The sequence below is a fragment of the Halosimplex rarum genome, assembly GCF_047715405.1.
GTDB classification, from domain to species: Archaea; Halobacteriota; Halobacteria; order Halobacteriales; family Haloarculaceae; genus Halosimplex; species Halosimplex rarum.
The window spans coordinates 1099084-1112946 of the sequence record NZ_CP180412.1 but is presented as its reverse complement, the minus strand read 5'-3'; the positions used below and the strand labels follow the sequence as shown (position 1 = coordinate 1112946).

Annotated in this window: 10 protein-coding genes; 1 reads left to right on the top strand and 9 read right to left on the bottom strand. The window is 71.0% G+C overall.

The annotated features are described in order from the left end of the window. Window positions 1-50: 50 nt before the first annotated feature. The 7 genes from ACMGFH_RS05475 to ACMGFH_RS05445 all read right to left on the bottom strand — a co-directional run bounded on the left by ACMGFH_RS05475 (window position 51) and on the right by ACMGFH_RS05445 (window position 9145). The gene (locus ACMGFH_RS05475; RefSeq protein WP_415383202.1) at window positions 51-1640 is read right to left on the bottom strand and encodes a class I adenylate-forming enzyme family protein; all 1590 of its coding nucleotides are present in this window, start codon (window positions 1638-1640) and stop codon (window positions 51-53) included. A 2-nt stretch (window positions 1641-1642) separates the two neighbouring features. Next, a complete protein-coding gene (menC, locus tag ACMGFH_RS05470) occupies window positions 1643-2707 on the bottom strand; it encodes an o-succinylbenzoate synthase (RefSeq protein WP_415381803.1) in 1065 nt (354 codons plus the stop codon). Further along, entirely contained in the window at window positions 2704-3660 is a 957-nt protein-coding gene (locus ACMGFH_RS05465) for a 1,4-dihydroxy-2-naphthoate polyprenyltransferase (RefSeq protein ID WP_415381801.1), read from the bottom strand. The genes menC and ACMGFH_RS05465 overlap by 4 nt, the downstream gene beginning before the upstream one ends. 94 nt (window positions 3661-3754) lie before the next feature. Continuing rightward, complete coding sequence (locus ACMGFH_RS05460) at window positions 3755-4282, bottom strand: hypothetical protein (RefSeq protein WP_415381799.1); 528 nt, start codon at window positions 4280-4282, stop codon at window positions 3755-3757. Between the two features lie 72 nt (window positions 4283-4354). Continuing rightward, entirely contained in the window at window positions 4355-7402 is a 3048-nt protein-coding gene (locus ACMGFH_RS05455) for a 5'-nucleotidase C-terminal domain-containing protein (RefSeq protein ID WP_415381798.1), read from the bottom strand. Between the two features lie 367 nt (window positions 7403-7769). Beyond that, a complete protein-coding gene (locus tag ACMGFH_RS05450) occupies window positions 7770-8672 on the bottom strand; it encodes a 1,4-dihydroxy-2-naphthoyl-CoA synthase (protein ID WP_415381797.1) in 903 nt (300 codons plus the stop codon). An 86-nt stretch (window positions 8673-8758) separates the two neighbouring features. Then, on the bottom strand, window positions 8759-9145 hold the full coding sequence (locus tag ACMGFH_RS05445) for a RidA family protein (RefSeq protein ID WP_415381796.1): 387 nt from the start codon (window positions 9143-9145) through the stop codon (window positions 8759-8761). Window positions 9146-9292: 147 nt separating this feature from the next. Between ACMGFH_RS05445 and ACMGFH_RS05440 the strand changes: the two genes are divergently transcribed. Beyond that, window positions 9293-10516: a J domain-containing protein gene (locus tag ACMGFH_RS05440; protein ID WP_415381795.1), complete on the top strand. Its 1224-nt coding sequence runs from the start codon at window positions 9293-9295 to the stop codon at window positions 10514-10516. A 17-nt stretch (window positions 10517-10533) separates the two neighbouring features. Here ACMGFH_RS05440 and menD read toward each other — a convergent pair whose 3' ends face one another. Both menD and ACMGFH_RS05430 read right to left on the bottom strand, forming a co-directional pair. Beyond that, window positions 10534-12309, bottom strand: coding sequence for a 2-succinyl-5-enolpyruvyl-6-hydroxy-3-cyclohexene-1-carboxylic-acid synthase (gene menD / locus ACMGFH_RS05435; protein ID WP_415381794.1), 1776 nt, complete (start codon window positions 12307-12309; stop codon window positions 10534-10536). A 55-nt stretch (window positions 12310-12364) separates the two neighbouring features. Next, window positions 12365-13711 (bottom strand): isochorismate synthase, encoded by a 1347-nt coding sequence (locus tag ACMGFH_RS05430; RefSeq protein ID WP_415381793.1) that lies wholly within the window; start codon window positions 13709-13711, stop codon window positions 12365-12367. Window positions 13712-13863 lie beyond the last annotated feature (152 nt).

Here is a 13863-nt window from a genome sequence, read left to right as displayed (position 1 = left end):
GGGATTAAACGTCGCGGCGGCGGGAGATCCCCGTGGCCGGTCGACGGGACTCAGTCGGTCCGGGAGCGACTCGTCGCGGCCCGGACGGCGTCGCGGTCGACGGTCCCCGAGTGGGTTCGCGGGAGGGCGTCTGCGAAGGCGACGGTCTTCGGGACGGCGAAGTCCGCCAGTCGCTCCCGAGCGGCGTCGCGAATTCTGTCTGGGGTGACCGCGGCGGTCTCCGGCGAATCGCCGGCGGGGACGACCAGCGCGGCGACGCGCTCGCCCCACTCCTCGTCTGGGAGCCCGACCACTGCTGCGTCCTCGACGCCGTCGACCTCGCGGATCGCGTCGGCGACGCGAGCGGGGTGGACGTTCTCGCCGCCGGTGACGATTGCGTCGTCGACGCGCCCGACGATCCAGAGGCGGTCCGCTTCGTCGGCGTAGCCCAGGTCACCGGTGTGGAACCCGCGGTCACCGAACGCCGCAGCGGTCTGCTCGTCGTCCAGGTACCCTGGCGTCACGGTCGGCCCCGCGACGACGAGTTCGCCGGGTTCGTCGGAATCGGCAGTGGAGCCGTCGGTATCGACGGTCGTGACGCTCGTGTTCCGGAGCGGGCGACCGACTGTGTCGGGATGCGAGCGGGCCTCCTCGGGCGTCGCGGTCGCCACCTGCGACGCCGTCTCGGTCATGCCGTAGGTCGGGTAGGCCGGCACGTCGCGGTCGGCGCACCGCTCGATCAGGTCGCGGGAGGCGGGCGCGCCGCCGAGCAGGACGAACCGGAGCGAATCAGATGGCGTCCATCCGTCGTCGAGCAGGCGCGTGAGCATCGTCGGGACGAGCGATACCCCCGAGATGTCGAATTCGTCGAGAACGCGCGCCGTCGCATCGGCGTCGAACTCTCGCTGGATCACCGTCGTCGTGCCGTAGAGCGTCGACCGGACGAGCGGCGCGAGCCCGCCCATGTGATACATCGGGAGACAGACCAGCCAGCGATCGCCGGGGTCGACGCCGAGACGGTGGGCCGACCCCACGGCGCTGGCGACGAGGTTCCCGCGAGTGAGGCGCACGCCCTTCGGTTCGCCCGACGTGCCCGAGGTAAACATGACGACGCGCTCCGCGTCGAGCGGGACCTCGACCGACGTGGTGGTCGGTTCCCGGACCGCCGCCCCGCTCCGCTGGAGCGACGCGACCGCGTCCGACACCGGTTCGTCGACAGAAGCGACGGGGACGCCCGGTGACGTGATCTCCGTTGCCAACGCTTCGGTCTCTCTTCCGCAGACGATCAGGTCGACGTCGGCCCGTGAGACCTGCGAGCGGAGCCGATCGGTTGGGAGTTCGACGTTGAGCGGGACGGCGCTCGCGCCGAGTCGACCGATCGCGAAGTAGCAGTCGGCGAAAGCGACGCGCGTCCCGAACAGGAGTCCGACGCGACCCCGAGAGCCCTCGACCGAGTCGTCGTCGACGACGTCGAATCGGTTGGCGATCCGAGCGGCCCGGGCGGACACGCGCTCGTCGAACTCGCGGTAGGTCCATTCGGCCCCCTCGTCGGCGTCGACGACTGCGGTCGCGTCGGGTGTCGATGCCGCACGGTCGCGGAGGAGGTCGACGGACGAGTCGCCCACGGGATCGTCGACCGGCCACTCGCCTGGCCCGGGCAGGGTCACAGCCCCACCTCTGACGCGTCGATCCCGACGCCCGGATCCTGCGGGACGGCGATCGAGCCGTCCGATACCGGTGCGGGGTCCGGCGCCAGATCCTCGGCGAGCAGTTCGCCTGTGGCGAGTCCGCAGGGAGCCACGTCCGGGATCGCCGCGGCGACGTGGACCGCGGCGGTGCGCGCCACGACCGCGTCGACGGTCGTCGTCACGACGGGTTCGATCCCCTCGTCGCGGGCCCGCATCGCGAGGGTGTGCGCGGTGCCGGGCCCGCCCAGTACCATCGGTTTCAGGACGACGACGTCCGCCGCCCCGGCGTCGAACACCTCGGCCATCGAGCGTTCGGCGAGCGTCTCGTCGACGGCGATATCGACGCCGTCGCTCCGCTCCCGCAGGGCCGCGAGGCCGGACAGGTCGTCCGCCGACAACGGCTGTTCGACGTACGCCACGTCGACAGAGGCGAGGCCGTCGATGGCACGTTCGGCTTCCTCGCGAGTCCACGCGCCGTTCGCGTCCAGCCTGAACGTCACGTCTTCGCCGACCGCCTCGCGGACCGCGCGGACTCGTTCGATATCGGCGTCGACGGACCGCGCGCCGACCTTGAGTTTGAGGCAGTCGAACCCTCGTTGGACCGCCTCTACGGCCCGCTCGACCGTCGATTCGCGGTCGGCGTCGCCGACGGTCGCGTTGACGGGGACGCGGTGGACGGTCCGCGAGTCGTCGAACCAGCGATAGAGGGGGACGCCGTCGGCCCGCGCGTCGGCGTCGAGGAGTGCCGTCGCGAACCCGTGCCGGGCGGCGCGCGCCTCGTCCGCATCAAGTTCGAGCAGGGCCGCGCTGTGGTCGCCGTCGACACCGGCGGCGAGCGCGCGATCGAGCGCGTCCTCGCAGTCGTCCAGCGACTCGGTCCACCCCGGCAGCGGCGTGGCTTCGCCGACGCCCGTCTCGCCGCGGTGGTCGTAGCGGACGAGGAATCCCTCTCGCTCGTCGACGTCCCCGGAGGCGGTCGAGAGGGGTGATTCGAGCGGGAGAGAGAACGACCGGATCGATGCAGGGCGGTCGCCGCTCATAGCAGTGCGGGCGCGGCGAGGCCGCCCGCGAACAGGAGCGAGTGGACGAACAGCGTCTGGCCCACCCGTTCGAGGGCGGGGTTGAGCGCCTCCCCGTCGGTGCGTTCGAGGACGGTCTTGCTCACGCTCGCCGCGAGCGGAAGCGAGGCGAGCGGGGCGAGCGACCAGAGCCCGTACTCTGGGTCGAGCGCGAAGATCACCGGGACGACGTAGGCCATCCCGACGAGCGCGAGGAACTCGACCCGGCTCCACGCGTAGCCCAGCATCACTGCGAGCGTCCGCTTGCCCGCGGCGGCGTCGGTCTCGCGGTCGCGGACGTTGTTGACGACGAGGATCGCGGTCGAGAGCCCGGCCGCGGGGAGACTCGCGACGACGGCCGCGAGCGGGAGCGTTCCGTCGGGGATCCCCATCGGGAACAGTCCCACGTCGGCGTTCGTCACGGCCTGGACGTAGTAGGTCCCGGTGACGGCGACGACCCCGAAGTAGACGAAGACGAACAGATCGCCGAGGCCGCGATAGCCGTAGGGGGCCGGGCCGCCGGTGTAGAGTATCCCGGCCGCGATGGAAGAGAGACCGACGACGAGGATCGGGAGGCCGCCGATAGCGACGAGGTAGGCCCCCACGACGACGGCCAGTCCGTAGGTGGCGACCATCGCCCACTTGACCTGTGCGGGCGGGATGAGCCCGCCGGCGGTGACCCGAGTGAACCCCTCGCGGTCGTCGGTGTCGGCGCCGTTGACGGCGTCGTAGTAGTCGTTGGCGAAGTTGGTCCCCACCTGGATGAGCAGCGCGCCGACGAGCGCCGCCAGCCACGGCAGTGACGCGAACGCGCCGGCGTGGACGGCCAGCCCCGCGCCGACGATCACCGGCGCCGAGCCCGCCGGAAGCGTCTGCGGCCGGGCCGCCATCAGCCAGGCGCGCGTCTTCGATATCTGCGCGTCTGCGGTCGACATACGCGGATCTGAGAACCCGCCGAGTGTCAAAGTTGGCATCCCGGTCGGGCGCTCGCGCGTCGGGGGCCGATCGCGCGCCTACGCCCGGTCAGGCTCACGCGTCGGCGATGCGCGCCAGCCCCGCACGGGCCCGCCGGCCGAGGTGGCCAACCTTCCGCCGGACGTACGACTCCCGGCGGTCGTCGACGTCGAGGTCGTCGAGGACCGCTCGCATCCGCTCGACTCCGCGCTCGCGGTCGATGCCGGCGTCTCGGGTGTGTTTCAGCGGGTGTCGGTGCCAGTTGTACTCCTCGTGGGCGTACACGTCGATCTGCCCACGCGCCTGCCTGACGAGGACGGCGTGGAGCTGCCGGTCGGCGAACGGCGACTCGCGGGAGACCCAGCTGCCGTTCGTCTGCTTGCCCAGGCGCGTGTAGTGGTACGTGCTCACCGGGTTCCAGTCGAACCCGTGTTCCGACAGGACCGACTCCAGGCGGTCGATCTCGCAGTGGACCGTCCCCGCGTACCCGCTCGGGTACACGCGGATCGTCTCGTCGGTGACCGCCCGCATCGCCCTGTCGAGGAAGGGGCCGAGCGCCCGGCGGAGTCGGTAGCTCAACCGTCGCTTGACACCGTCGGACATACCCCCACTTGGAGCGACGGCGGGGTGAACGTTACGCCGCTCCCAGATCCCACTGTGGCCTCGGGCGGCCGGTCACTCGGGCGCGGTCGCGTCCGTGCGCTCGACGGCCCGTTCGACGACGTGGTGGGCCTGCCGCCAGGACTGCCGGAGCTGTCGGACGCCGCTCGCCCGCAGCCGGATCGCGCGCTGGCCGTCCGCGTTCCGGGCGCGGTCCATCGTCCGTTCGGCGCGGTCGTACGTGCGCTCGGCGTTGTCGAGGTGGGACTCCATGCTTCGGACGACCCCCTCGTTGTCCAGCTCCTCGCGCGACTCGTTCAGCAGCCGCCGCGCGTCGACGAGTTCCCGGTGCGCCGTCCGGTTGTCGGCCCGCAGGACCAGGTCCGCGGCCGCGGTGGCGTTGGCCTCGGCGTCGGTGCCGGCGAACGCGGTCAGCGCCTGCACGCCGATGGCGTCGTCGGTAAACAGTTTCGCCGACTCGGTGCGGACGGGCCCGCGGTAGTGATCGCGCGAGTCGTCGAACCGCTCACTGGCGCGGTCGCGGGCGGACTCGTAGCGACCGCCGTCGGCGTCGAGCGCGTCGGTCAGCTCGACGGCGTTGGCCTTCAGCGCTCGCGGGTCGACGCGAGCGTCGTCACCGCCGTCGTCCGGGGCGGACTCGTTCTCCGTCGCGAGCGCCTCCCAGCCGTCGAGGTCGCCGTTCAGCACCGAGCGGTCGAAGTAGCTCCGCTGGCCGTCGTACTCAGCGTCGGTGTAGCCGGCGTACAGCCCGAGGTGGTCGCTCGCGGCCGCGAACGAGCCGAACTCGCCGCGATCGAAGTACACGATCAGGTCGTCGCCGGTCAGGCGAACCCGCTCGGCGGCGAGGGCTGCGCCCGTAGCGTTCTCGACGCGCACCGAGGAGTTATCGACCGACAGGACGCTGTCGGGCACCTCGTAGTGGACCGGGACCGAACCGTTGTTCGCGCCGAACACCCACTCGGTGCCGACCTCGCGGTCGACGCGGCGGATGCGGTTGGTGTCGCGGGGTGAGACGGTCCCCTGGCGCTCGATGTAGTCGGCGACCGCGGTGCCGTACAGCGTGAGGTCGGTGCTCACGGTGGGGTCGTCGGCGAGGTCGTCCCAGCCGGCCATGTAGGAGTTGACCGTCACGTTGTACGTCGCGTTCGGCCGCAGCGGCTCGCCGTCGACGTAAACGTCGCGGACGACCGGGTCGGCGCCCTCGTGGGCCACCATGTCGTAGGTGACGCCGCTGACCTGCAGCTGGGCCTCCTGGCCGTACTGCTGGCCGCTGCCCGATTCGAGCGTGACGACCTGGCTGGCGAGCAGGTCTCGCAGCTCGGCGCCGGAGAGTCGCTTGGTGACGAGCGTGTTGCCGAACGGCAGCGAGGTATACACGTCGTCATAGGTGACGTTACCGGGCTCGATCACGAAGTCGCCGCGGATGCCGCCGGCGTTCGTGACCGCGACCTCGGCGCCCGTCTCCGCGCGGAAGGCGTCGGTGACGAGGTTGCCCCACGCCGTCTCGTCGTGGTAGTTGGCCGCGAACGTGGAGTTCAGCGGGACCGTCGTCCGCCCGATGACCTCCGAGAGGAACTTCCCACGGGCCGAGGAGACGATCCCCTCGGCGGTCTCGTTGACCGGGACGCTCTCCTCGCCGGCGACGGACAGCAGTCGGCCGTCGTCCATCGCGACGCTGCCGTTCGCGCCGACGGTGAGGTTGAGTTCGCCGAGGTAGGCCGCGCGGCCCTCGGCCTCCATGATCACCGCGCCGTCGGTGACCTGTGGTTCGTAGGCCACTTCGTCGTCGCCGGTGACGATCACGTCGATGTTCTCGGTCTCGCGGGCGAGCTCCTTCGAGTCGCCGACGCCGATGTGCGCCGCGGCGACGACCACGTCGACGTTCTCCTCGGTCTTGAGTTCGGTCGCGACCTCGCCGCCGACCTCGCTGTAGTCGGCGACCTCGTAGCCCGCCTCGTCGAAGTCGACGGCGGTCTTCGGTTCGATGGCGTCGTCGACGAGGCCGACGATGCCGACGCGGACGCCGTCGCGTTCGACGATGGTGTAGTTCTCCGTCCCGGGGATGCCCCCGCCGTCATCGGCGCGGACGTTCGCGAGCAACCACGGGTACTCCGAGGCGGCCGTGAAGTTCGGAACGGCGTCGAACCCGTAGTCGAGGTCGTGGTTGCCGACCACGTCGGCCGCGGGGTCGATGGCATTGGTCGCCGCGACAGGGACCGTCCAGTTGCTGACCGGCGAGAGCGAGCTCGGGCTCACCTGGTCGCCGCCGCCGACCACGACGGTCGGGTTCTCGTGGGCCGCCCGCCGCTCGTTCACCGCGCCCGCGAGCCGGCCCATCGCCATCGGGTTCGAGGCCGCCGTCTGCACGTCGTTGTACGAGAGGACCGTCAACGTCGTCGCGTTGCCCGACACGTCGTCGCCGGGCGCACCGTCGTCGCCCTCCGAGCCGTCGTCGGCCGCGGTGATCGGCCCGACGGCCTGGGGCTGGATCTTGAACGCGCCGAAGCTGTAGAAGACGGGACCGGTCAGGTTCGCGACGACCCGTCCGGTCTCGTTGGGCGTCGTCGCGTCGCCCGCGGTCACGTCGTCGATCGCGACTTCTCCGCTCCCGTCGTCCACGGCCCACTCGCCGTACTGCCCGGGAGTGGACGAGACCGTCGCGTTCGACACCGTGACGAGCACGCCCTCGTAGCGCTCGGCGCCGACCGCACCGGTGTCGAGCGCGACCGGGTCGGGCGTCGGCGCCGTGCCCGTCACCGTGACCGACGCGCTCTCGGCGGTCGCGTCGAGTTCGGTCAGGTTGTAGTACTCGGTGACCGGCGCCGTCACCTCGACCGCGTCGCCCTGTGCCACGGTCGGCTGTCCCCCGGTGTAGACGTAGACGCCGCTGTAGCCGCCAGTGCCGTTCTGGATGTAGTACCCCTCGGCGACGACGGCCGTCACCGTCCCCGATGTGGTGACGTTCTCCCCCGCGTACGGCGAGGCATCCGTCGGACCGTCGGGTCGCTGGATCTCCTCGATGGAGACCTGTGCGTTGCCGGCCTGGGCCGCCGCGGTCGGTACGACGGCGGGGACCGCCGACGCGACCAGCAGCAACGCCATCGTTACTGCGAGAACTGTGCGACTCGGTTGCGAATGATCTGTAGTCACGGTTCACATACACATCAAAATAACCACCATTTGAAACTTGATATTGACAGTGAGTAGTGATATGGAGCGATGGGGTGGGCTCCCGAGCGGACAGTGTTCGAGCGTTCGCGGCAGTGCAGCGAACTCGGTCCGAGGATAGAGTCGCGTTGCGGTGGTGGTTGCGGTGGTGGTCGCGGTGGCGGTGGCACTGGGTCGAGTACCGGACGCGAGGGAGCGGAGCGACCGAGTCGTCCGGCTTTTTCACCCATGTTTTTGCCGCCCGGGTTCCCCGCAGCGCGCCTCCGGCGCGCGAGGAAACCCGGGCGGGAAAAAGATGGTCTCAGTAGTACCAGTCGTAGTCGTCGAAATCGGGGTCGCGGCCCTCGTTGAAGGCGTCGCGGCCTTCTTTGGCCTCGTCGGTCATGTAGCCGAGGCGGGTGGCTTCGCCGGCGAAGACCTGCTGGCCGACCATGCCGTCGTCGGCCATGTTGAACCCGTACTTGAGCATGCGGATGGCCATCGGCGACTTGCTGGTGATGCGGTCGGCCCAGTCGAGGGCGGTGTCTTCGAGGTCCTCGTGGGGGACGGCCTCGTTGACCATGCCCATGTCGGCGGCCTCGTCGGCGTCGTAGGTCTTGCCGAGGAAGAAGATTTCGCGGGCTTTCTTCTGGCCGACCTGGCGGGCGAGGTACGCCGAGCCGAAGCCGGCGTCGAAGCTCGCGACGTCGGGGTCGGTCTGGAGGAACTTCGCGTGCTCGTCGCTGGCGAGGGTGAGGTCGCAGACGACGTGCAGCGAGTGGCCGCCGCCGACGGCCCAGCCGGGAACGACGCAGACGACGGGCTTGGGGATGTGACGGATGAGCCGCTGGACTTCGAGGATGTGGAGGCGGCCCGCTTCTGCCGCGCTCTGAGTCTCGTTCTCGCCATCGTCACCTCGGTATTCGTAGCCCTCGTCGCCGCGGACGGACTGGTCGCCGCCCGCGCAGAAGGCCCAACCGCCGTCTTTCGGCGAGGGGCCGTTCCCCGTCAGGAGGACGCAGCCGACGTCGGACTGGCGCTTGGCGTGGTCGAGGGCGGTGTAGAGTTCGTCGACGGTACCGGGGCGGAAGGCGTTGCGGACTTCGGGCCGGTCGAAGGCGATGCGGACGGCGTCGACGTCGGCCCCGCGGTGATAGGTGATATCGCGGAAGTCGAACGCCTCGACCGGCTCCCACCGGTCGGGATCGAAGATCTCGGAAACCATGGCCGGTGCTCCGGTCGGACCGCGCAAAAAGATTCCTCAGTCGGCCGTTCGGCGGAACGGGACCGCTGCCGCTCGGCCGAGCGGTGTCACTCTGATATCACGGCCGTCGCTTCGATCTCGACGCAGAACGCCTCGTCGACGAGGCGGCTCACTTCGACCATCGTCGCGGCGGGGCGGACGTCCGCGAACACCTCGCCGTGGGCGCGACCGACCGCTTCGTAGTCGTCGATGTCGGTGACGTACATCCGCGTGCGGACGACGTCGGAGACGGACGCTCCCGCTTCATCCAGCGCTCCCTCGACGATCTCCAGCGCCGCGAGCGTCTGCTCGTAGGGTCCGCCACCGACGACCTCCCCCTCGTCGTCGACTGGCGTCGTCCCGGAGACGTGGACCTGGCCGTCGACGGCGACGGCTCGCGAGTACCCGACGTGCGACTCCCACTCCGTTCCGCTGGAGACGGTCTGGCGTGACATGTGCGTGGACTGACGCCCCGCGCACCTCGGTCTTCCGGTCGTCGAACGGTCCAGAGAAGCCGACAGCGCCGGCTATCGCCACCGATACTCGGCCGCAGGCGTTTTAGTATCGGCCTCCGAAGACGGAGTAATTCACCAGCGCTCGCCATGACAGAGACGTTCTACGACCGCCTCGGCGTGGCCGACGACGCGACCACCGAGGAGATCGAGACGGCCTACCGCGAGGCCATCAAGCGGGTCCACCCCGACGTGAGTGACGACGTGGACGCGGGCGAGCGCACGAAGCGGCTCAACGAGGCGAAACGCGTCCTCACCGACGAGGACGAGCGCGCCCGATACGACCGCCTGGGCCACGAGACGTACACCGGTGACGGCCCCACCCGGTCCGGTTCGAACGCGGGGAACCGGGCAGACCGGACGGACTCGGATCGGCGGACGGACGCGGGACCGAACGCCGGTGAGAGCGGATCGAACGCTGGCGGTTCGGCCGGCGGCTGGAGCCAGTCGGCCGCGGGCGGGCGCGGCTGGCGCTCGGGCGAGACGGACCGCTCGTCCGAGGAGAGCACCTGGCGCGGGTCTCAACAGCGGGGTCGGCGCTCCGGTCGCCGGCGAAAGTCACACCGCGGCGGCCGCCGTCCGGGTGGCGGGTTCGACGTCGGACCGGCCGGCGACGAGGGCGGAGGAGCCAACGCCGACGACGCGTCAGACGCAGATACCGGCTCGGCAGGGCCATCCGGTAGCGGTCGGCATCGGTCGTCCGAGAGCGGTCGAAATTGGTCGTCCGAGAGCGGTCGGCATCGGTCCCCCGGGGACGGCACGACCCGCTCCCGCGGCGACTCGACGGGACCGACGTGGCAATCGAACGGGTCGACCGCCAGCAGGGGGACCGGCGGCGGTGCGACCGACGGTTCCCCGTCGGCCCAGCGCCAGGCCGCGGCGGGGTCGACGGACGGGCCCAACGTCGACTGGTCGTGGAACGCCTGGGAGTCGACCGGCGCGTGGGCCGTCCGCCAGGGGTCGAACGGGCGGCGGCTCAGCCCGAGTCGGCTGTTCCCGACAGGCCAGTCGTTCGTCATGCTCGGGTCGATATTCTTCCTCTATCCCTTCTTCGTCGCGAGCGCGCTCTATCCGCGGTTCCCGCTCCCCGCGCGGCTGGCGATCGCTGTCTGTACCCTCCTGACGTTCGCCTACCTCCTCTCGATCCCGGAGGCCGCGATCGCCGTGTTCGGCCTCTGGAGCCTCTTGATACCGCTCGTTCTGCTCGGGTTGCCGGGCGTGAGCCTGTTCTCCATCTTCGGCGTCGTCGGCCTCGTCGCGACGTGGGTCCCGCTCGGGCTGTCCGTGCTGACCTACTCGCTGGTGCGACCGTGACGGAAAGGAAAACGTACTCAGCGGTCGGACGCGACGCGCTCGCAGACCCGGTCGTGGAGCGTCTCGCGGAAGCGGTGGCTGGCTTCGCCGTCGACGCGGACTTCGATGACCTGCGTGCCGTCGCTGGCGAGCGAGTCGCGATAGGCCTCCGCGAACGTGTCGGCGTCGCCGACCCGCCGGAACTCCAGTCCGTAGAGGTCGCCGGTGGGCTCGAAGTCGAGCCCGTGAGGCGTCTTGAACTGGTCGGTGAACGGGGGGTCGAACGATTCGATGGGGAGGACGTGGAAGATGCCGCCGCCGTCGTTGTTCACGAGGACGATAGTCGCGTCGACCCCGCAGCGCGCGATCGAGAGGAGCCCGTTCATGTCGTGGTAGTACGCCAGGTCGCCGGTCACGAGCACCAGCGGGTCGTCCGCGGCGCTGCCGGCGCCGAGGGCGGAACTGGTGATCCCGTCGATGCCGCTCGCGCCGCGGTTGGCTAACACGGTCAAGTCCGCGGGCCTGGGCCGTCCGAACCGGTCGCAGTCGCGGACCGGCATGCTGTTCGAGACGAACACGGTCGCGGGATCGGGCGCTCCGGCCACGACGTCGGCGAGGATCGCCCCCTCGAACAGCCGCTCGTCGGCGCCCGCTTCGACGGTCTCCCAGTGGGTCGCCTCGGCGCGCGCGAAGCGGTCGCGCCACTCGTCGGGACGCCTGCTCGCGTCCGCACCGTGGCCCAGTCGGTCGGCGAGCGCCGACGCGACCGCAGTCGGGTCGGCCTCGACGTAGTCGGTGGCGGTGAACTCGGCTTCGGGCCAGTCGCCGGCCGGATCGACCACGAACTGCCGGGCGTCCACGTCCGCGAGATAAGTCCGCAGGACCTTCGAGGTCGGCGAGGCGCCGACGCGGACGACCACGTCGGGATCCGGCCACACCTCGGCGTCGAGATAGGAGTCGTAGCCGCCGCAGACGAGGTGGTCCTCGACGAGCGGGCCGTACCGGAGCCCCGACAGCGGGTCCGCGAGCAGCGGCCAGCCCGTCGCGTCGAGCAGCGCGTCGACCACCTCCGGGTCGCAGACGCCGGGGTTCAGCGGCCCGGCGACGACCAGTCCGCGCTCGGCGGACTCCGCGGCGGCCGCAAGGTCGTCGACGATCCGGTCGTCCGGCGTGAGTGTCCCGCTCGCCGTCCTGACGAACGGACCGTCCCGTCCTCCGTTCCCGAGCGGCGCGGTCTCGGCGAGCGAATCGGGTACGTCGTCCGGTCGGTCGACGGGTTCGAGCGGCTTCGCGACGGGGACGTTGAGGTGGACCGGTCCGGGGTTCGCGCCGGTCGTCTTCGCGACGGCGCGGTCGGCGGCAACCCTGAGGGAGCGGAGGCGGCGCGCTTCGGGCGCGGGTTCGGGAAGTTCGCGGTACCAGCGGACGGCGTCGCCGTAGAGTTTCGTCTGGTCGACGGTCTGGTTGGCACCGCTGTCAGCCAGTTCGGCCGGGCGGTCGGCGGTGAGCACGAGCAGCGGAACCCGGGACTGGTCGGCTTCGACGACCGCCGGGTGGTAGTTCGCGGCGGCGGTCCCCGACGTGCAGACCAGCGCCGTCGCCTCGCCCGTCCGCCGACCCCGACCGAGCGCGAAGAACGCGGCCGAACGCTCGTCGAGGACGGAGTAGGTCTCGACCTCGGGATGTTCCGCGAAGGCGACAGTCAGCGGTGTCGAGCGGCTCCCCGGCGAGATGCAGGCAGCGGTGACGCCGCTCGCGGCGAGTTCGTCGACGAGCGTCCGGCCCCACAGCGTCGCGCGGTTCGGTGCGGTCACGCAGTCCTCACCCGATTCCGTGCGGTTGTGGTGCGGTCACCCGCTGGGCGTTCGGTCATTCGAGCGCGTCGAGGACCGGGCGGTACTTCAATTGTACCTCGTCCCACTCGCGGTCCGGGTCGCTGTCGCCGACGATGCCGTTGCCGGCGAAAAGCGTGGCCTGCCGGCCGTCCGCGACCGCCGAGCGGATCGCGACCGCGAAGGTCCCGTCGCCCTCGGCGTCGAACCAGCCGACCGGCGAGGCGTACCAGCCCCGCTCGAACGCCTCGGTCTCCGTGATCGTCTCCAGCGCCTCGTCCGGGGGGAGGCCGCCGACCGCGGGCGTCGGGTGGAGCGCTTCGACAAGCGAGAGGACGTGGTCGTCCTCGGCGAGCTCGGCGGTCACCGGCGTCTGTAGGTGCTGGACGGTCGCAAGCCGGCGCACCGTGCGGTCGCCCGTCGAGATCGAGGTAGCGAACGGGTCGAGTTGCGACTTGATAGCTTCGACGACGAGTTCGTGTTCGTGGCTGTCCTTCGCGCTCTCCTGCAGTTCGCGCGCGAGCCACTCGTCCTCTTCCGGGGTGTCCCCGCGGCCGGTCGATCCGGCGAGGGCCTCGGTCGTGACCGTCCGGCCGTCCCGCGTGACCAGCCGCTCGGGCGTCGCGCCGAAGAACTGGCCGCCGCCCTCGGGCGCCACGAGAAACCGGAAACAGTCGGGATAGGTCTCCGAGAGGCGGGCGTACACCGCCGGCACCGAAAGCTCCTCGCGCAGGTCGACTGTCAGCGCCTGGGCGAGGACGACCTTGCGGAGCGTGCCGCGCTCGATGCGTTCGACGGCTGCCTCGACCTGCCGGCGCCAGCCCGCGTCGTCGGGCGTGTACGTCCGTCGCTCGATACCGGGGCCGCCGGTCGGCAGTTCGTCCGCGAGCGAGGCGACGCGTTCGGCCCACTCGTCGAGTCGCGCGTCGGCGGTGGAGGCCGCGGTCGGGCCGGTCGCGGTCGCCACGACCCAGGTCGACCCGTCGGGATCAGCGACGACCTGCACGGCCGGGAGGACGAACTGCGCGTCCGGAAAGCCCGCCCACGGGGACTGTCCGTCGTCTTTGTCGTCTTCGTGGAAGGCGAAACCGCCGAACAGTCGCGGCCGTGCGGCGCGCGGTAGGTCCGGCGCGACGGTCCGCCCCGCGAACAGCGCTTCGCCCGCCCGCCGGACCGCTTCGAAGCGACCGGTTCCGTCGGCCGTGATCGTCGCCGCCGACCCGCCTGCGGCGACCTGCTGGCCGGCCTCTGACCAGGCGACCGTCGGTCGGGGCAGTTCGCGCAGGACGGCCCCGACCGGCACGGGACCGACCTCGCGGCCGCGCGTCGCGATGGTCGTCTCGCCGGGGTCGACCGACGGCTCGTCACCACGCAGAGGTTCCATCTCCAGGCGCTTAGCACCGTGTGCCTTTCAGCCTAACTACTTCGCCCCGGCCGGCGCGCCGCGGTCTCGCGCCGCGGTCTCGCGGCGCGGCGATGCGCCGCTGACGCCCGGTCCCCGAGCGATCGGCCACCCGTCCGAGAATCCGGCGAGCG